Origin of the sequence: Mesorhizobium sp. M1E.F.Ca.ET.045.02.1.1 (genome assembly GCF_003952485.1) — a bacterium.
GTDB lineage: Bacteria > Pseudomonadota > Alphaproteobacteria > Rhizobiales > Rhizobiaceae > Mesorhizobium.
Genome location: NZ_CP034447.1, coordinates 195,991 through 215,221, shown reverse-complemented (window position 1 = coordinate 215,221; position 19,231 = coordinate 195,991). Strand labels below are relative to the sequence as shown.

The following is a 19,231-nucleotide window of genomic DNA, read 5'->3' as shown; positions in this document are numbered from 1 at the left end:
GTCCGATGGAAGAGTGCGTCACGACGGTTCGAGCGCTGCGTTCATCCCCGGCGTCGGTCCGGTGACGGCGCTTTCGTTCATGAACGGCGATGGACGATCCCACGCGGTTCCGCCGCTCGCGCGACGTCGCGGCCTACTTCGGGCTGAGGTCGCGACGCCGGCAGTCGGGCACCTCGATCGACGTTCAGGGCCGCATCTCGAAGGCAGGCGACGTCGACGTGCGGCGCGCGCTCTATGAGGCGGCGTCTGATGATGCGCTTCAAGGGCAAGGACAAGGTCAAGAGCTGGGGCCAGGACTCGCCAAACGCTCCTGCACTGCAAGGCCGCCGGGCCAAGAGCCAGAACTGTCCAACAGGCTGATTGACGTGCACAAGACAGCATACGCGTCCTTCGGCGAAAGCCTCGCACGAAATACGTGGTGAGGCCCGACGCAACCGGCCGGTGCCAGTCGTCGGCTCTTGTGGGGTGAAGGCTCTGAAACGATAATTTTCCGTTCGCATCGACGGGAGAAGCAAGTGTGGACCACCAGCGGTCACCGCTGCCCCGCGCCAATGGTCGGTTTGCCGGGGCACCGAGTTATAATGGAGATAATCTTCTTTTGTATCTATGTCGATGATGATATCCGTCATGCCTGCCCAAAATGAGTCGGCGCTGGGCACAGCGTGACGACCCTATTCTGGCGGGCCGAGGCGGCTGCCCTAGCACCTAGCAGCGAGAAAACACACGCAAGGAGAACTCCATTGCCTTCTTCAGAGACCAGAGCGCAGACACTCGGCCCTAGCATGATTTGGCGGAACTGGGTGAGCAATCAGGTTTGTCGGGTGAAGCATTTTGAAATGCCAAGTTCGGACGATGACGTCTGCAGAACGATCAAGACAGCAGCTTCAACCAATCTGCGCGTCCGCGTAGTGGGTACGGGGCACTCTTATACGCCGATTGTCCCCACGGACGGAGTTCTAATCTCCGCGGAGCGTCTAACAGGGATCGAAAATATCGACCCAACCAACGGCAGCGTAACCCTCCGCGGCGGAACGCGGATTTGTGACGTTGGCCTTGAACTGCGTTCTGCTGGTTGGGCATTGCCCAACCAGGGCGATATCGATCTGCAGACGATGAGCGGGGCCGTATCGACGGGTACGCATGGCAGCGGCGATAGTTTGCAATGCTTAGCGGGCCCGATAATTGGAATGCGGATAGCGATGGGCGATGGATCCATCGCCAATTTCGATGCTTCGCAAGACATCGATGTCCTCAACGCTGCGAAAGTTTGTCTCGGAATGCTTGGCGTGGTGCTTTCCGTCACGATGAAGCTTGTTCCTGCTTTTGATCTTCATGACAAAATATGGCGTGAGGATTTTGAAGAATGCATGGATCATTTGGATCAGCTATGTCAGGAAAACCGGAGCCTCCGCGTGTTCTGGTGCCCGACCGAACACTCGGCATCGTTATACAGCCTGCCCGACACGTCTGGCATTGGTCGTACGCGCAGTAAAGCTGATGTCTGCGAAATCAGAACGCTGAACGTCACAACTCAGCCGTCAGCAGCTGTCGAAGCACAGGCCGGCGAGAGAATAGGGCCCAGCTATCGGATATTTCCGGGTTCAATTCCGATGCCGAACCATAACGAATGCGAATACTCGGTGCCCTACGAGGACGGTCCGGCGGTATTGCGTGAAATACGCAAGCTGATCCAGACGAAGCATCCGTCGCAGATATTCCCGGTTGAGTATAGAACCGTGGCGGCTGACGATATTTGGTTGAGTCCATACTTTGAGCGGAAGACCGCAATGATATCGGTGTCCGGCGCAGCAGGAGAGGACTACTGGGATTTCATCCGCGATTGCGAGACAATCTTTTCCTGGGTAAAAGGTCGTCCGCACTGGGGCAAACTTCACAGCCTGGGCCGGTCCGAGATCGAAGGCTTGTACCCAAGATACGGGGATTTTATTTCTCAAAGGGCTCGCTTCGACCCGGACGGTCGCTTCCTGAACGACTACCTGCGCGAACGTTTCAGCTAAAAGCTTTTATCTATGGTGGCTTCTGCGGTTCGCTGCATAGCCGCCTGGAACTTGCTGCCATCTTTAGCGATCATGTTGGCGAGGATGTCGATGATCAAATATTGTCCAGCGACCCTGGAGAATGCTCCTCGCGTGATGGGCGTGTCTGTTGAGGATGCTCCCAGTACAGCGTCCGCGTTGGCAGCGATCGGACTGCGTATATGACAGGTGATTGCGATGGTAAATGCGCCAGCCGCCTTGGCCGCCATAAGTGAGTTGATTGTATCCTTGCTCGAGCCAGATTCCGAAATTGCCAGTGCGACTTGCTTCGGCCCGAGATTCACTGCACTCATGACGGCGAGATGTGGGTCGTCCAGCACGCGCGACACCAGTCCGAATCGAACAAACAAGTAATGCGCGTATCGGGCCACATTCGCAGAGCCGCCGAACCCGTACAGATCTATGCTTTTTGCTCGTATGATCTGTTTTGCCGCCAATTCGAGAGCGGCGTGGTTCAACAGGTCCTTTGTCTGCTTGAGCGCGGTGATGGCCGTCGACAGCGTGTCGTCGATGACGTCACCAGACGGGCTGGCGTGTCTGATTGTCTGGTGAGTGGAGAGTTCGATCCCCAATGCCAGTTTGAAACGCTGGAAGCTCGAAAATTTGATGTCTCTACAGAACCTCAAGACGCTCGCTTCGCTCGATCCGGATCCGTCAGCAACCTCCGTGATAGTTTGGTTCACGACCTTCGCGGGATCGTTAAGGACGTACTCACTGATGCGAAGGAGCGCCGGACTGAGGCTGGGCTGAGACGAACGCAAGCGCGCCAAGATCTTTTCCTGCATTTACGATTCCCTTGATGTCGCCGAGCTCCAGCTCCCTAGGCTTGATTGACACGGGCAGTGAAAGCAATAGGAATTTTTCAGCAGATTGCCAAGCCGTGAACACTGTTTTCGTTAGAGCCCCCAGCCGCCTGCCAGCCTTTTTGCACGGCATTTGACCATCATCGCCGCGCGGGGAGAGAGTCGCGCATGATGAAAAAAACCATCTTCCGCAGACGAAAAGAAAGTGATATTCCTTCAGCAAGAGACTGGAACCGCGGCCGCTGGGCGCGAATGCGAACAGAGATGACGAGATGGGTTCTATATCGATTGGTGTCGACATCGGAGGCACCAAAACGCATTTGAGAAGCTGCCTGGAACAGGGCATGGGCCGCGACTTGGTGGTGAGGACCAGTGAATGGCGTTGTGGAGCCTATCACCACGATATTCCTGGACTAATCGCGCTAATCAGCGGATTTGCGGATGGCGCCGCTCCCAACGGCATCGCGATTGGCTCTCATGGATGTGATGATGAGGCCGAGTGTGCCATCGTGCAAAAACCACTTTCCAATCATTTTGCCTGCCCGTTGAGGGTCGTCAACGATGCAGAGCTATTTCCCCTAGCCATGGGGCTTTCCAGCGGAATTGGTGTCGTCGCGGGAACTGGCTCAATCGCCGTTGCTCGGGACCAGAAAGGCAGGATGCATGTCGCAGGCGGTTGGGGCTGGGCAATCGGAGACGAAGGGAGCGCTCCCGGTTTAGTACGTGAGGCTGGTCGAGTAGTGCGACGGCACATTGACCTCGGAGGGGCAAGGTCAGAGCCGCTTGTCGAAGCGCTTTGTGACGCATTTGGACTGAATAGCCCCACGAACATCGGCACCGCTATCGCGAAGGAAGGCGGTGCCTCGGCTCTGGGGCGACACGCACCCGTTATCTTCTACGCAGCCAATGAAGGCTCGTCGTTGGCTAAGCGCGTTATTGACGAGGGCGCAGCGGCCCTGACCCAATTAGTTCACCACCTGAAGTTGGCGGGCGTGTCCGACAAAGATGTGGTGGTAGGCGGAGGGGTCATCCTCGCCCAGCCACTTTTAGCCAATGCGTTCTCCCATCAAATTTCCGATCGTTTCGGGGCGACAGTGGCGGTCACCTTCCTCGACAAGCCGCCGGTCTTAGGCGCCTGCGTCTTGGCGCGGCAACTTTGCAGTGCCGGGGATGGCCCAGAGACCTCAATTGTCTCTCAACATATGGATATCCAATGATTTACAGGTCAACGATCGCCCGTCAACCCAATCAGTTTCGCCATACCTTGGAAGTGGTCGGAACGCAGCTTCGCGACCTTGATCTCGCGCCATTTGAAAAGGGGACTGTCGTCGTTACAGGAATAGGCGCGAGTTACGAGGCAGCGGGGGTAGTGGCCGGTGAGCTGCAACGCCGCGGCAGACGAGCAAATACTTGGCGCGCAGTCGATCTCATGGAGCCGGGGGACCCTGGCGACGCGATCATAGTCTTTTCTGTCGGAGGAAGAAGCATCGAGCCAATCGCTGCACTCACCATCCACAGCACGTTACCATCCCTCGCGATTACAAGCGGAGGCAACGACCCGCTGTCACGCACCGCTTCGGCAGCACTTCGCTTCGAGTCCGGTCCGGATTCACTGCCGTCGAGCACCGGCTACACAGGCTCGCTGCTGGCAGGCGGGCTGCTGATAGATGCGCTCTGCGGTGAAGACAGCTTCAATTGGAACGACATTCCTCTGATAGCAAGCGAGGTCTTGGAAACCTCTGCGAAAAGGATGGCACGCATTGGAGAAATGTTTCATGACCAGCGGGCGATCGATTGCGTTGGCGCGATATCGGCTTTGGGTACGGCGGGCGAGGCTTGTTTGCTCATTCGCGAGGCTGCGAGGGTGCCCACCGGCGTCGCAGACACGCTGCACTACTTGCACGGCCCGATGGAATCGATGGATCAGGCAACCGGGATTTTGATATTTGGTGACGGCCGCGAAGTGCGATTGGCGCAGGAATTGGCTGAAATCGGCTGTGCAGTTCTTCTGGTAACCGCAAGCGAGTCGCCTCAGGACGCCAAAAACCTAGCAGTTGTGAAGGTGCCATCTTTGCAGAACCGTGTGGGACGATCAATCGTGGACATCCTGCCCGCTCAGCTGCTAGCCGCAGAACTGTCCGACGCGGCCGGACTTACTGATGCCCAGTTTCGTTATAGCCAAAATGACACAAAGGTGACCGTGAATGAATCGGAGCCCCGGGTCTGAGCACGCGCGTCACGAGATGACACGTTCCGGGCATCCTTCTTGGCCCTGATCAAGACAGCAATGGCGAGCCAGTGGCAGTGATCCCGCTGTCTCGAGGCCGTTGACGGGCAAGAATGCGTCGTGCTTCGCCTGCCGATTGAATGCTGCGCAGCATTCTGTTTCCAAAGGCGTATGAAACTTGGAAAGGTAACCCTACAATAAAACTATACACCGTGGAATTGTCTCGGCACTTCATCACGTCGACGGCCGCGAATAGCTCACCACGGGGAACACTGCATCGTGACGCCCTCTGCTTACTGAAGCCCGCTTTAGCATTGCTGGCAGCAGCTTGGGGACCCATTCAGGGCGAGAATAAATAACTCCAGGACTAACGGACGATGGCATCTTCCCGGCCTAAAGTGTCTTCGGCGCTCATTACACCCGCGATCGGGTTCCTATGTCTCGCGACGCTCGTCCCGATTGCAGCTGTCGTTGCCCTCTCGTTCGGGGACTTCAACATAGCCTTCCCGGAAAAGACGCGCTTTATCGGGCTTTACAATTACGCGCGGTTCTTGTCCGACGGTCGGTTTATCAACGCCGCGCTGGTTACGTTCATTTTGGTCGTCGTCCCCGTCGTCCTCCAATTACTGTGTGGATTAGCGTTGGCAATAGCGCTTAAGGAAAATCTCGTTGGCACACGGTGGATGCGAGCATCTTTCCTGCTTCCGTCAATAACTCCGCCAGCGGTAGGCGGAATTGTGTGGAAGCTGTTCCTCATTCCTGGTGTGGGCGGCTTGTCTTATCTCGCAAGCTTGTTCGGTCACAATTTCGAAGCTGACTTACTTGGAAGCAAAACGTCAGCGCTTATCTCCGTGATCATCGTATCGATTTGGTTTGGCGTTCCCATCGTTGCTTTGCTGCTTCTCTCGTCTTTGGACTCGATCCCAGACGAGATTTATGAGGCGGCAAACCTCGACGGAGCAAGTTGGGCCCAGGCGCAATGGCATATTTCCATACCGCTCGTCTTACCTGCGATGGGAGCCGTCGCCGTGTTTCAAGCCTTAGAGGTCCTTGGGATTTTCCCCGTGATCTTCGTGTTGACAGGTGGCGGGCCGGCTGGGGCGACTGAACCCCTAAACTTCTACGCTTTTCTGACCGCATTTACATATCTCGATCTAGATTATTCCGCCGCAATTCTCGTGGCATTCACAACAACGATCGTCGGCGTGTGTTTTTGGTCTATTCGCCAAATCTCGGCCACTCGCGTTGGGAGGTAAGCCGATGCATCGATACTTTGGACGTCACATCTCCGAATATCATCCACTCGCCAAATCTCGGCCCCTCGCGTTGGGAGGTGAGCCCATGCGTCGGGACCTCGGACGTCGCATCTACGGATACCTTGTCTCCGCTGCCTTTGCGCTATTCCTGTTCTCGCCGATATTGTGGACCCTATCGACATCTCTCAAGCAGCCGACCGAGATGTTTCAATGGCCGCCCGTGATCGTGGGGGAGCCATCCGCTCAGCACTATACCGCGATAATCGCTGACAAGGACTTCTCTTCCGCGCTCATCAATTCAATTGTGGTCTCATGCAGCACCATCATATTGACCATGGCGCTTTCGATCCCGGCAGCCTTTGGCATCTCTCATTTGCAGAAAACTGCGATGCGAAGGCTATTGACGCTGGTGTTGGCACTCCGGGCGGCGCCAGCGATGATCTACATCATCCCCTACTTTCTCTTTTTTCGCCAAGTACACCTCGTCGACACGAAGATTGCGCTGATCATCGTCAACACAATGTTCGCGGTTCCGCTTGCGATATGGTATTTGTCGGCGTTTTTTGACCAAGTGCCGCGTGAAATTGAAGAAGCCGCGATGATAGACGGCGCGTCAACGCTGCAGACGATGACGCTCATCTCGATACCCATCGCCAAATCTGGTATCATGGCAACAGCAATACTGATATTTATTGGTTCGTGGAATGAGTTTCTTTTCGCGCTGACACTGACACGCGATGACGCGAAAACTGCCGCCGTCGCAATACTGAATTTCATCCCATTTGAGGGGACCGATTGGGGCAAGGCGGCAGCCGCATGCGTGCTTATGCTGGTCCCGATCGTGGTGTTCGTGCCGTTCGTAAAAAAATACGTCGCCGGCCCAACAACGACCGGTTCCGTGAAAGGGTGAAACGCTAGCTCAAGGAGAAAAGCAATGAGATGTCTTGGAATTCTTGCTGTTGCATTAGGTGTTGCCGTCGGCGGCGGAGCGTCGGCTCAGCAGCGCTATGACGGCGTGAAAATAAAGGTCCTATCGACAAACTCGGCATACGATTTGGAGCTCAAAAAATTCGCGCACGAATTCACAGAGAAGACTGGCGCTGAAGTGCAGTTTGATCTCTTCGGTTATGCGCCGCCGTTCAAGTGTCGTCGAGCTCCTACCGTTCAGTATACTTAACGAGAGTTCGGCGATACGATCATCCTGGAGCCGCTCGATAATTACATAGACATGAAGAGTGCGGACGTACAGGATTTCATCGCTCCCGTGCTGCGCCTCTACAATAAGGACGGCAAACAGCTGGCATTTCCGCATTTCGCGGCGACACAGCTCCTGTATTATCGTGCCGACTTGTTCGAGAAAGCCGGAATCAAACAGCCACCGCAAACGTGGGAAGAGTTCCGTAATGATTGTGATCTGCTGAGAAAGGCAGACATTCAGTGCACGGCGCTACGGGGTCAACCGGATACTGGCGAGAATATATGGTTTTGGGGCCAGGTTCTTTATGGTTTTGGCGGTAAATATTTTGCGAACGAACCAGCGGATCTGACGCCCACGGTAAATTCGCCCGCTGCGGTGGAGGCGCTGAAATGGTACACGGATGTGATGACCAATTTCACTGTGCCTGGGAGCATCTCAGCAACCTTCGATGATGTTGTCATCGCGATGCAGCAGGGCCGCATTGCTATGACTGTCGAAGGCGCTCCCACCGCAGGTCGCATTCTCGATCCCAAGCTGTCGAAGGTCGTCGGCAAGCTTGGGTTTGCTTTGCCCCCTGGCGGCGTAAGTGGGAGGTTCCCGCCCTTTGCGGGACAGGCGTATGTCATTCCAGCTGCATCAGAAAACAAGGCAGCTGCAGCGGCCTTCCTTCAATGGGCGACGAGTAAAGATCTCATGAAGCGGATTTCGCTCGACAGCACCTTTGTCGCCATCACCAGGACATCGCTGTGGGACGATCCGGAAATCCGTGCGAAACATGACTATGATTATGGCCATGGATCGTTTGCGGCAACGTATGCAGAAACGCTTCGCGGGGCGCCCGAGTGGTATTATCCTCGCATTCCAGAATTCAAGGAGATCGGCGATCGCCTTGGCCGTGCCCTGCAAGAAGCGGTTGTCAGGAGCAAGAGCCCAGAGGCTGCCTTGGACGATGCTCAAGGTGATGCGGTCGAAATCGTGAAGCGCGCTGGATACCTGAAATAGCCGTTACACGTCGCCACCGGCGCGGTTTTGCGCGCCGGTGCGCGCGCGAACTGAACCTTCATAGCGCGTGGGATGAGAGTTGAGGAACTTTAGTATAGTCTGGATTTGCAGCGATCAGCAGCGTTGGGACACCTTGCAGTGCCTAGGGTTCAAAGGCACGCAGACGCCCAATATTGACCGCCTGGCGGCGAGGGGCACGGCATTCGCCCGTGCGTATTGTCAGAGCCCTATCTGCACGCCGAGCCGAACGAGCTTTCTGACAGGCTTGTATCCGATCGCACACCAAGTGCATCAGAACGGCGCCGGCACATTTCCTTCGCATCTCGTTTTGCTCCCAAAACTGATGGCGAACGCCGGATACTATACAGGGCACATAGGAAAGCTGCACCTGTCTGCCACACGTGGCATGATAGAAAAGCGCCCCGATGATGGATTTGCCGAGTTCTACTGGAGCCCTGAGCCATTTCCGGAGTGGTCAGGCAACCACGACTATCATGCGTGGATGTGGTCAAAAGGGGTCAATCCCGAAGCCTACTTCAAACCCTATCTTGACCAACACTATGGTCCGGGACCAGCCGCAGAATATCGGCAGGCGCGTTGGGCAGGCGATCGGGCTGAGCGCTTCATCAAGATGCATTCTGATCGTAGTTGGTATTTAGGCGTTAACATCGACGCGCCTCATCCGCCCCTCAATCCCCCGCCAGACTACCTCAGGCGGTTCAATCCAAATGATATGCCTGATCCTGCGTTCAAGCCGATTGATCTCGAGCACCAGAAGAAATTTGAACGAGTCGATCAGCAAGCGAAATTCGCGGTGGATCCTTGGCACGCAGCAACAGACGCGGGTGAGGCGCACAACGACGAATTGGCAGGACCTACGCATGAAGCGCCACCAACGAAGTTCAATATTTGGGAGATGAGAGCGGCCTATCACGCCGAGGTGGCACAGGTGGACGATCTGGTCGGCCGGATACTAGACACTTTGACGGAAACCGGCCAGCTGGATCGCACGATCATCGTCTTCATGAGCGATCATGGTGATATGATGGGCGACCACGGCCTGCTCTACAAAGGCTGCCGGTTCTATGAGGGTGTGGTGCATGTCCCACTTGTGATTTCCGTGCCTGGCAGCCCAGCCCAAGGATCGGTGTCGAATGCACTTGTCGAGCTGGTCGATATTGCGCCCACATTGCTCTCGTTATCGGGGCTTGAGGTCCCAAAGGCCATGCAGGGGCTGTCACTCGACCAGATGCTGCTTGGGAACACTTCACTGGATTGCCATAAGCCATACGTTGTCAGTGAGTATCACAACTCCCTCAGGTTCCGCGGCAGCCGAGGGTCCCGCGCATCGATGTACTATGATGGACGTCACAAACTAAATGTATATCACGATGTTGGAATAGGAGAGCTGTTCGATCATAAAGAGGATCCCAATGAGCATTATGACCTATGGGATAGCCACCATCACAGGGGGTTGAAATACGACCTATTAGGCCGCAGCTTTTCCGCAATGATGCTTAGAAGTGGATCCGGCCCGGAGAGAATTGAGGACTATTGACCTTGGCGGACCGACGCCAGGACGGTCACGAGCGAGGCATTGTTCTCGCGACCTTGGGGCCGCCCTCGGTCGATTGTCCAGAAATTGTTCGATAATTTATGGTATCTCGCTGCTCTTTCCTTCATTCATAAGGGGTGAGGATTGTGGAAATGAGCGTCAACTCACCTGCAATGAAAGCGGCATCGCACGAGAGCATCTTGGCTCGCCTGCAGGACGACATCGATCGATTGCCCAATGCGCTCGCTCGCATTGCCAAATACATTCTGGAAAACCCGGAAAAGGTGCTGCACCAATCGGTCGCGGAGCTAGGTGAATTCGCGGCCAGTGGTGAAGCGAGCATATTGCGGCTTTGCCGGCAGATAGGCTTTTCCGGCTTCCGCGACTTCAAGCTGGCATTGGCGGCCGAGATTGGCCGCCCGGGACTGCCTCCTACTGCTGCTGGAACTGCGGATAGCGCTCTGCAATCCTTGCACGACACCATGGCGCAAAACCTCAGCATCGCACACAACAATGCCGATTCCGAAACTCTCGCGAAGGTCGCCGCCGCGCTTGCGGCAAGCAGACGGATCGACCTCTACGGCGCCGGAATGTCCGGTATAACGGCAGAACTGCTTGCCTATCGGCTTTTGCGTGTCGGGCTAACGGCCTTTGCGTTCAGGAATTCCAACATGGCTCACGAAGTCGCCAGCGGGCTTAGTCCCGGATGCGTTGCGATCGGCCTTTCGATCTCCGGCCTCACGGTTGACACCGTCCAGTTCCTCAAGGGCGCCCGTTCTGCGGGGGCACTGACCGTCGCCATCACCAACCGCGCCCGCAGCCCGCTCGAGAAAGCGGCTGACTTCACCCTGCAGGCCTCCGGCCTTCAAGACCACCCGATCGGCGGCACCCTAACATCGACGATCGGCAAGATCTTTGTGATCGAAAGCCTCATGCTGGCGCTCGGAAAGGCGATGGATAAACCGGTTGCCAAATGAAATTAAACTCCATATTGTCACGAAAATGAAATAAAGCACCGATAGAAGTCACGCCCACCGAAAGGGAACTCGGAATGGCAGCGTTAGACCTTCACATCGACGACATCGGCAAGCGGTTTGGCGCGATTGATGTCCTGCGCGGCATCTGTCTAAGGGTTGCTGCGGGGGAGTTTGTGACACTGCTGGGGCCGTCCGGGTGTGGTAAATCAACGCTTCTTCGGATCATCGCGGGGCTGGAGCGTGCCGACCAGGGCCATGTGCGTGCAGGCGGCAGGGGGCTGGACGCGGTGGCGCCGAAGGACCGCGACCTAGCCTTCGTGTTCCAGAGCTACGCCCTTTATCCGCATCTGAGCGTGCACGACAACATTGCTGCCCCGCTGGTCATGCGTGAGCTAAGCAGCTTGGAACGGCTTCCTGTGATTGGCGCGCTGCTGCCCGGAGCCATCCAACGCAAACGCTCGATCCAGGAGCGGGTCCGGCAGACATCAGGGCTTCTCAAGCTCGACGCGCTGCTCGAGCGTCGACCGTCGGCGCTGTCGGGCGGGCAGCGCCAGCGCGTGGCTTTGGGACGCGCCATGGTGCGCAAGCCGAAGATCTTCCTCATGGACGAACCCTTGGCAAACTTGGACGCAGCGCTGCGCATCCATACGCGTGGCGAGATCGCACGGCTTCACAAGGAAATGGAAACGACGACTATCTTCGTTACCCATGACCAGGCCGAGGCGGCAGCGCTTTCAGACCGCGTCGCAGTCATCTTTGGCGGCGAACTCCGTCAGGTCGCAGCCCCTGCCGATCTCTATCGCGAACCCGTCGATCTAGACGTAGCGCGCTTCCTGGCGCAGCCATTCCTGAACGAGCTGGCAGTGGCCGCACCTATAGGCGGCGGGCTCATGATCGGCGGCAGCAGGATCATCATTCGCGACGCGCTCGGATCCGGGCTGGCCGGAACGCTGGCCTTCCGCCCCGAGCATGCGACCCTGGCTGAGAAGGATCATCCAGGAGCCCTGCCGGTTCGCGTCACGCGCATTGAGCACGCAGGGATCGACGCTCACGTCTTTGTCGATGCCGAGGCCGGCGCTCAGTTCGTCGCCCGCATTTCCGCCGAGCGCGCGCGATCACTGCGTGACGGCGATAATCTGGGACTGACCATCGACGCTGAAAAGGCATGGTTCTTTCCTTCCAACGGCTCGCGCCAGCGTGGCGATCACAGCGGGGCAGCCTGACATGGCCTTAGCCAACGACATTCCGCTCAGTTCCTTAGCTCCGAACACTGCAGGCAGCTACCGGCCGACTCGGGCCCAGGCGCAAGCTGGCATAATTCTGTCCGTGCCGGCGACGCTGTTGCTTGTTGCCCTTGTCATCGGACCCGCCATTCTTGTCTTCTTTCTGTCCTTCACGAATGCGTCGCTCGGCTTGGCCGGAATCCAATTCATCGGGGTTGCTAATTATACGCGCATGTTGACCGACCCTGGCTTTGCTCAGAGTCTGCGCAACACCGCGCTCTATGTGGCTGTGGTCGTGCCGACGGCAATCGGGTGGGGGCTGCTCGTCGCCGTTTTGATCGCTAGATCACGGTTCGCAGTTCTCTATCGAACCGCTTACTTTCTGCCCGTGGCTGCAAGCTTGGTTGCTCTCGCGACCGCGTGGGAAGCAATCCTGCATCCAAGTCTGGGTTTTGCCAACACGCTGCTGCAGCTCCTGGGCGCATCGCCCGTCAGGTTCCTGTCCGACCCGGCGACGGCCATATATGCGCTCGCGGCGATCGGCGTCTGGCAGTTGGTTGGCTTCAACATGATCCTTTTCCTGGCTGGCCTTTCGACCATTCCAGAGGAGCTCTACGAAGCTGCGACTATCGACGGGGCGGACAGGGGACTGAAGCGCTTCCTTCTGGTCACCTGGCCGATGCTGGCGCCAGTTACGGTGTTCGTCACCGTGATGACAATTATCCGCGCCTTTTCGGTTTTCGAAACGGTCGCGGTCCTCACACAGGGAGGGCCGATGAAATCTACCTCCGTCGTTCTTTACACTTTTTATGAAGAAGGTTTCCGCTTCTTCCGCGTCGGATATGCTTCTGCGATCTCCGTTTCCTTTTTTGTCTTCGTGACTTTCCTGTCGCTCGTCCAGATGCGCGTCTCCGAGCGTCGGGCGCGCTGGAAAGCAAATGGAGGCCAGTGATGATCCTGGGGCAATCTTCCTCTTCCCGCATTGTCTCGCATGCTGTGCTTGTCACCGGCGCGATCATCATGGTCTTTCCGTTTCTGTGGATGATCCTTGCCTCGCTGACGCCACAGAGCGAGATCTTTGACGGCAGCCTGCTTCCAACGCCGACCCTTCACGGCGCAATCGACAATTACGGCACTGCGCTCTCGGCAATTCCGCTGCTTCGGTTCATGGCAAATGGCTTTGTCGTGTGTCTGGCAATTCTTGTGTTGCAGATCGCGATCGCCATCCCATGTGGCTATGCGCTGGCCAAGCTGTCCTTCCCGGGCCGCCCTATTCTGCTTGTCGGCGTCCTGCTCGGCCTTCTGGTGCCGGTGCAGATACCAACCATCCCGATCTACATAGCCCTCGCAAAATCCGGACTGCTCGACAGCTATGCCGCTCTGGTTCTGCCCTGGATCATTTCGGTGTTTGCCATCTTCCTGTTCCGGCAGTTCTTCGTGACCTTTCCCGATGAGGTGCTCGACGCGGCGCGGCTCGACGGTTTCAGCGAGCTATCGATCGCCTGGCGGATCATGCTGCCAGCAGCTTGGCCGGCCGTCGTCTCCTTCTCGATCTTCTCTATCGTGGCCCATTGGAACGATCTTTATTGGCCAATGGTGGTGATAACCAATCCCGACATGATGACGGCTTCGCTCGGCATTGCCTATTTCCGGCAGGCCGGCGAGGGCGCCGGAAATGTCGGTGCGCTGATGGCGGGGGGCGTTCTCGTAACTGCTCCCTTGGTCTCTTTTTTCCTTCTCATGCAGAAACACTTCATCCGAGGTCTGGTGCTCGGCCGACACTAGCTCCGTCTCTAAAAACCTCCATCTCAAAACTCAGGAGAGCAATGTGAAAACAGTTGCAATGATCCTTGCTGCCGGTGTCGCAGCGGCAGCCATGCCAGCGCAAGCCGAGACGAAACTCAATGTCTATTACGCCTGGCCCGAACACGAAGTGATCCACAAGCCGATTGCAGACCGCTTCATGGCGGACCACCCGGAAATCAAGATCAGCTTCCGCGCTGCTGCGCCGAGTTATGACGAAGCTGTCCAGACGTTGATTCGTCAGAGCATGGCAGGCGAGTTGCCGGACGTTCACTATGTCGGCTTTAACGTGCTCCGTCCGCTCGTCACGCGCGGGCTCGTAAAGCCCATCGACGATCTCGTTGCCGCCGATCACCTGGCCGATAAGGGCTACACGGAACAAATCCTGTCTCTGGCAAGAATCGAGGGCCATCTGTACGGACTTCCCTTCGCCATGTCGACGCCGGTCGTTTATTACAATGCCGATCTCGTGAAGCAGGCGGGCGGCGACCCCGACAAGGTTCCGACCGATTGGGACAGCTTCGTCGCACTGGCCGGCAAGGTCGGTGCGCTCGGCAATGGAACGTCCGGCATGTATTACCAGCTCGGCTCGGACGACTGGGCCACGCAGAACCTGGTACGCAACTTCGGCGGCCAGATGATGAACGACAAGGAGAGCGACATCGCTTTTGACGGTCCTGCAGGCCAGGCTGCCGTCAAGCTGTTCAAGCGGTTCCACACCGACGGCGCTCAGCCGGCGATCGACTCCCATGCCGCCCGGCAGCTCTTCACCTCTGGCAAGCTCGGCTTCTTCTTCGCCTCTGCCGGCAGTGTGAGCGGTTTCGAAGGTGAAATTGGAGATCGGTTCAAGCTCCGCACAGCCAAGCAGCCGCTCGGCGCTGAAGATGCGACGATGCCGACGGGCGGCATGGTTGCGATAATCCTTACCGACGATCCCGCCAAGCGCGCCGCCGCCTGGGACTACGTCAAGTTCACCACAAGTCCTGAAGGCCAGAGCATTGTCGTGCCGAATACTGGTTATATGCCGACCAACACGCTTGCCCTCGACAAGGATCATCTCGCCGGCTTCTACGATAAGCACCCGAACTGGTACACCAGCGTGCTTCAGACGCCCCGCGCCCGCCCGTGGTTCTCCTGGCCTGGTGATAACGGCGTGCAGATCGGGGAGGTCCTCCGCGACGAGATGACGGCTATTGCGCTTGGATCCAAGGAACCGGAAGCCGCTCTCGCAGACATGGTGTCCGAGGTTCGCGCACTCCTGCCGAAAACGAACTGATCGCCTCGTCCGAGACGCTGCACGCTCCTGTGCGGCATCCCTCCCTTTTCGGGATTATCCATGAAACTCATTCATCTGACCGACCCCCATCTTGTGCCGTTAGGCGCCATGCTCTTCGGCTTCGATCCTGCCCAACGGCTTCGCAAGACCATTGAGCGCATCAACCGCGATCACGCCGACGCCGAGCTTTGCGTCGTGACTGGCGATCTCACTGACGAGGGAGATTTCGCTTCCTATGTCCTACTTCGCGAGGTGCTGCAGGAACTGCGCGTGCCCGCCCGCCTTCTGCTCGGCAATCACGACAGCCGCGAGAATTTTGTTCGGGCGTTTCCTGGAGAGCCGCGCGATGAGAACGGCTTTATCCAGTCGGTTCACGACGGATCTGCCGGGCGCCTCATTTTTCTCGACACATTGGTGGAAGGTTTCGGTCATGGCTCCTTGGACGATGGTCGGCTCGAGTGGCTGCTGGCCCGGGTGGCCGAGGCGTCGGATGTGCGGGCCTACCTCTTCGTCCATCATCCGCTGCAGCCGATCGGCCTGCCGCATTTCGAACCCTGGAGCACCGAGAATTGGCGCCCGATCATGCAGGCGATTGTCAGCGCCGGCAATGTGCGGCACATTTTCCACGGCCATGTGCATGTCGATGTTGGCGGCACCTGGAGCGGCATCCCTTTCAGTGCAAACCGCGGCGTGGCGCATCAGATCATTCCACATTTCACGCGGAGAGACGCGGACTTCGTCGAGGATGCGCCCGCTTTTGACATCGCGATAATCGACGTTGATGGGGTCCTGGTGCATCGCTTCGAAGTTAGCGACCGACATGTGGTCGAGGTCTCCGCAGAAGGTTGGGTTCCCGAGGGCATGCAATGAATCAACAGGCCTCTTATGAACTGGTCATCTTCGATTGCGACGGCGTTCTGATCGATAGCGAGACGCTGGCAAGTCGAATCGATGCCGAAGAACTTACCCGCATTGGCTATCCCATGTCGTATTCTGATGTGATTCTGCGGTTTACCGGCCTTTCCTCAGCCACCATGCGGAAAATGATCGAAGAAGACTGGGGCCGCCCTCTACCCAGCGACTTCGACGTCATCGTGCAATCCCGGATAAAGGAAAGCTACCAGACGGAACTGCAAGCGATCAGCGGCATTGACCAACTCCTGCATCAGTTGCGATTGCCGCGCTGCGTCGCATCGAGCAGCGCCCCCGACAAGCTGCGGCTTGGTCTTGAACTGACGGAACTTTGGGCATACTTCCATCCCCACGTGTTCAGCTCCGCCATGGTAAAGGCCGGTAAGCCTGCACCGGACCTCTTCCTGTTCGCTGCCGCCCAGATGGGCACTAAGGCAGCGCGCTGCGTCGTTGTCGAGGACAGCATTGCAGGCGTTCGAGCCGGTGTGGCCGCGGGGATGATGGTGATCGGTTTCACCGCGGGCGGCCACTGCCACGACGACCACGGTCAACGATTGCTGTCAGCCGGCGCTGCGGTGGTCGCGCGATCAGCCGAAGAACTTAGCGTCCTGCTGATGACGAGCGAAGTCCAGCCCAATACAAAATGGCAGGAGGCGGACCCGGTGGCAGCAGGTGCCGTAAGGTGAACTGCAGCAGCTTCCCATCCACTCAACCCCACAAAAATGTCTTCCTATACCGACTGTCCCGGCGATTCCGTCCACTTGACATAAATCCGAACAAAGCTCCCTTGCATTCGATATCGGCGAAGTCTGACAGGCGGATGCGGCATGGGGCGGGCGCGCGCAAGCGACACTCAACGGTGTTCGACCGAGCTGCTCACAAATTACAATTGAGGGTCAAGAAGGAGCATTCGTGTCTGCGTGGGGGAACTCACCGGAGCTCGAAGCACAGGCCCGTGGCACCGTTTCGATGATGGACGAGTTACTTCATGATCAACCGAAAGCGATAGCGACCGAGGTCCCTTATGCGGCCCGAGCATTTACAACTCGCGACATTTATTGGCCGTTCGTCGGTCAACTGTTTGCTTGGAATCGAACACCTCGATCCGGGCGGCAGAGAGGGTCGACCCCTCACTGCTCACGGTTCGCTGTCAGACGCCTGGAATAGATGGTCACCACAACGACGGCAATCAAGTGGCCTGACGCAGCAGCGGTCTCTTGTCCCACTTCCTCCCAGGGTCGGGCCCAATCTGAGTGTGGAGCAATGCAGAAAATCATTCATATCACGGATCCTCATTTTGTTGCCCCTGGCAAGACGCTTTACGGCATCGATCCGGCGCAGAGATTGCGCGACACCTTGGACCATGTCTCGCGCGTACACGCAGATGCCAAGCTCATCCTTATTACCGGCGATCTTGCTGATACAGGCGATCCAGCCGCTTACGCACTCTTGCGCGAGATCTTGTCGGAGGTCCGGCTCCCGGTCCATTTGACGATCGGCAACCACGATGACCGCGGCGCATTTCGAGGCGTATTCGGCGGGGAAGGATTCGTTCAGGCGGCTGTCGACTTGCACGACTGGCTCGTCGTCTTGCTCGACACAAAGGACGACATCAGCCATTTCGGTTGTCTTGACGGTGGCAGGTTTGAATGGCTGCAGGACCAGCTTTTCCGTGCCGCCGGCCGACCAGTCGTGGTTGCTATGCACCATACGCCGGCGGATTTGCATGTGCCTTGTTTTAAGACGAGCGATATGAAGGAGTCCGATCGGCTCCTTTCCATCCTTCGGAAAAACGCATCGGTCCGCCACATGCTCTTTGGTCACCGGCATGTTGCTGCAGCAGGCAGTTTGTCGGGCATATCGTTTACTGCCAGCCGTGGCACGGCGCAGCATATCGTTCTGGACTGGGAACAATATGGCAAGCCCATATTTGTGGCGGCTGCGCCATCATACGATGTCGTCATGTTGGACGGATCGGATGTCGTTGTCCATCGTCACGAGGGACTTGATCAGCTGCCTGTCATTCGTCCCGGTGATCCGAAATGATGGCTTCACCATCGATCAAAACGTCCGATCGGTCGCGGCCTCGACTGATCATCTTCGATTTTGACGGCACCCTTGCGGAGACGGAAATCGTAGCATCGGAGGTGATTTCGGCAAAACTTGCCGCGGAAGGTTTCCAGGTGCATCCAGATGAAATAACGGCAACGCTCTCCGGTGTTGAGCGAGACGATCAACAACGGCATCTGGAAAGACTTGTCGGTGTAAGCCTGCCGAAGAACTTCATGGAAACGGCCGCGGCTGAGATCCAGCTGGCCGCCTCTGGGATCCTGTCGGCGACACCTGGCGCGGTTGAACTGCTCCAGTGGCTTTCCATTCCCTTTTGTGTCGCATCGAACACATCTCGTTTCGAACTCATCCACCGCATGAGAGCCGCCAATCTCTTGGGGCTTGTAGGCTCACGGTTCTTCTCCTCCGATGACATCGGTGTCCGGAAGCCTGACCCTTCTGTGCTGCTATTGGCGGCGGAAATCATGGGCGTGTCTGCCAGAGAGTGCCTTGTCATTGAGGACAGCGTCATCGGTCTTAGTGCCGCGCGAAATGCAAATATGCGCTACTGCGCATTCGGGGGCGCCCGCCACCATACGAGTCGACTGAGGAATGACCTCCGGACCTTTGAGCCGGAGGCATTGTTGCTGAACTTGGCGGAACTTAAAGGTTTGCTTTGCCCAATGTAGAAAGAGGGCAGCGGCGTGGACGGTCCGCCCGCGCCTGCATCCGGAACACCATACCCCGGCGGGCAGTGCAATGGCGGACAGGTCATCAAGCTTGGTGCGGGATGCGGTATGCGGTCTGGTCGCCAGCGGGCCTAGCTCACAATCCAGAATCGCGCATTTTGTTGCCTAAAACCCCGAGCTTCTTGGGGACTTATCTATCTCCAA

The 19,231-nt window shown here is 57.3% G+C and carries 17 protein-coding genes and 1 pseudogene; 17 read left to right on the top strand and 1 reads right to left on the bottom strand.

The annotated features are described in order from the left end of the window. Positions 1-43: 43 nt before the first annotated feature. Positions 44-314 (top strand): annotated as a pseudogene (locus tag EJ070_RS00980) (IS110 family transposase); the annotation flags it as partial. 486 nt (positions 315-800) lie between these two features. Then, positions 801-2,018 (top strand): D-arabinono-1,4-lactone oxidase, encoded by a 1,218-nt coding sequence (locus EJ070_RS00975; protein ID WP_189350285.1) that lies wholly within the window; start codon positions 801-803, stop codon positions 2,016-2,018. Here the strand turns inward: EJ070_RS00975 and EJ070_RS00970 are convergent. Further along, positions 2,015-2,842, bottom strand: a complete 828-nt coding sequence (locus EJ070_RS00970) for a MurR/RpiR family transcriptional regulator (RefSeq protein ID WP_029354755.1) — start codon at positions 2,840-2,842, stop codon at positions 2,015-2,017. The two genes, EJ070_RS00975 and EJ070_RS00970, sit on opposite strands and share 4 nt — an antisense overlap. A 290-nt stretch (positions 2,843-3,132) precedes the next feature. Here EJ070_RS00970 and EJ070_RS00965 point away from each other — a divergent pair, with 290 nt between their 5' ends. From EJ070_RS00965 to EJ070_RS00895, 15 genes are all read left to right on the top strand, one after another. Next, the gene (locus EJ070_RS00965) at positions 3,133-4,077 is read left to right on the top strand and encodes a BadF/BadG/BcrA/BcrD ATPase family protein (protein ID WP_126089935.1); all 945 of its coding nucleotides are present in this window, start codon (positions 3,133-3,135) and stop codon (positions 4,075-4,077) included. After that, a complete protein-coding gene (locus EJ070_RS00960) occupies positions 4,074-5,087 on the top strand; it encodes a glucosamine--fructose-6-phosphate aminotransferase (protein ID WP_126089934.1) in 1,014 nt (337 codons plus the stop codon). Before EJ070_RS00965 ends, EJ070_RS00960 begins: the two co-directional genes overlap by 4 nt. A gap of 377 nt (positions 5,088-5,464) precedes the next feature. Beyond that, positions 5,465-6,343 carry a sugar ABC transporter permease gene (locus EJ070_RS00955; RefSeq protein WP_126089933.1) on the top strand — a complete coding sequence of 293 codons (879 nt, stop codon included), beginning with the start codon at positions 5,465-5,467 and terminating at the stop codon, positions 6,341-6,343. Positions 6,344-6,428: 85 nt separating this feature from the next. After that, the gene (locus tag EJ070_RS00950) at positions 6,429-7,253 is read left to right on the top strand and encodes a carbohydrate ABC transporter permease (protein WP_189350283.1); all 825 of its coding nucleotides are present in this window, start codon (positions 6,429-6,431) and stop codon (positions 7,251-7,253) included. Between the two features lie 285 nt (positions 7,254-7,538). Then, the gene (locus EJ070_RS00945) at positions 7,539-8,543 is read left to right on the top strand and encodes an extracellular solute-binding protein (RefSeq protein ID WP_348639603.1); all 1,005 of its coding nucleotides are present in this window, start codon (positions 7,539-7,541) and stop codon (positions 8,541-8,543) included. A 79-nt stretch (positions 8,544-8,622) separates the two neighbouring features. Continuing rightward, on the top strand, positions 8,623-10,101 hold the full coding sequence (locus tag EJ070_RS00940; RefSeq protein ID WP_091597859.1) for a sulfatase-like hydrolase/transferase: 1,479 nt from the start codon (positions 8,623-8,625) through the stop codon (positions 10,099-10,101). Between the two features lie 149 nt (positions 10,102-10,250). Then, positions 10,251-11,075, top strand: a complete 825-nt coding sequence (locus EJ070_RS00935; protein WP_051695325.1) for a MurR/RpiR family transcriptional regulator — start codon at positions 10,251-10,253, stop codon at positions 11,073-11,075. 74 nt (positions 11,076-11,149) lie between these two features. Next, positions 11,150-12,298 (top strand): ABC transporter ATP-binding protein, encoded by a 1,149-nt coding sequence (locus EJ070_RS00930; RefSeq protein ID WP_126089930.1) that lies wholly within the window; start codon positions 11,150-11,152, stop codon positions 12,296-12,298. Between the two features lies 1 nt (position 12,299). After that, the gene (locus EJ070_RS00925; protein WP_126095611.1) at positions 12,300-13,250 is read left to right on the top strand and encodes a sugar ABC transporter permease; all 951 of its coding nucleotides are present in this window, start codon (positions 12,300-12,302) and stop codon (positions 13,248-13,250) included. Beyond that, a complete protein-coding gene (locus EJ070_RS00920; RefSeq protein ID WP_029354774.1) occupies positions 13,250-14,083 on the top strand; it encodes a carbohydrate ABC transporter permease in 834 nt (277 codons plus the stop codon). Before EJ070_RS00925 ends, EJ070_RS00920 begins: the two co-directional genes overlap by 1 nt. Positions 14,084-14,126: 43 nt before the next feature. Beyond that, complete coding sequence (locus EJ070_RS00915; protein WP_029354776.1) at positions 14,127-15,377, top strand: ABC transporter substrate-binding protein; 1,251 nt, start codon at positions 14,127-14,129, stop codon at positions 15,375-15,377. A 60-nt stretch (positions 15,378-15,437) separates the two neighbouring features. Next, positions 15,438-16,247, top strand: a complete 810-nt coding sequence (locus tag EJ070_RS00910) for a phosphodiesterase (RefSeq protein ID WP_091597850.1) — start codon at positions 15,438-15,440, stop codon at positions 16,245-16,247. Next, entirely contained in the window at positions 16,244-16,975 is a 732-nt protein-coding gene (locus EJ070_RS00905; RefSeq protein WP_051695327.1) for an HAD family hydrolase, read from the top strand. Before EJ070_RS00910 ends, EJ070_RS00905 begins: the two co-directional genes overlap by 4 nt. A gap of 577 nt (positions 16,976-17,552) precedes the next feature. Further along, positions 17,553-18,335 (top strand): metallophosphoesterase, encoded by a 783-nt coding sequence (locus EJ070_RS00900; protein ID WP_029354781.1) that lies wholly within the window; start codon positions 17,553-17,555, stop codon positions 18,333-18,335. Then, a complete protein-coding gene (locus EJ070_RS00895; RefSeq protein ID WP_091597848.1) occupies positions 18,332-19,027 on the top strand; it encodes an HAD-IA family hydrolase in 696 nt (231 codons plus the stop codon). Before EJ070_RS00900 ends, EJ070_RS00895 begins: the two co-directional genes overlap by 4 nt. Positions 19,028-19,231 lie beyond the last annotated feature (204 nt).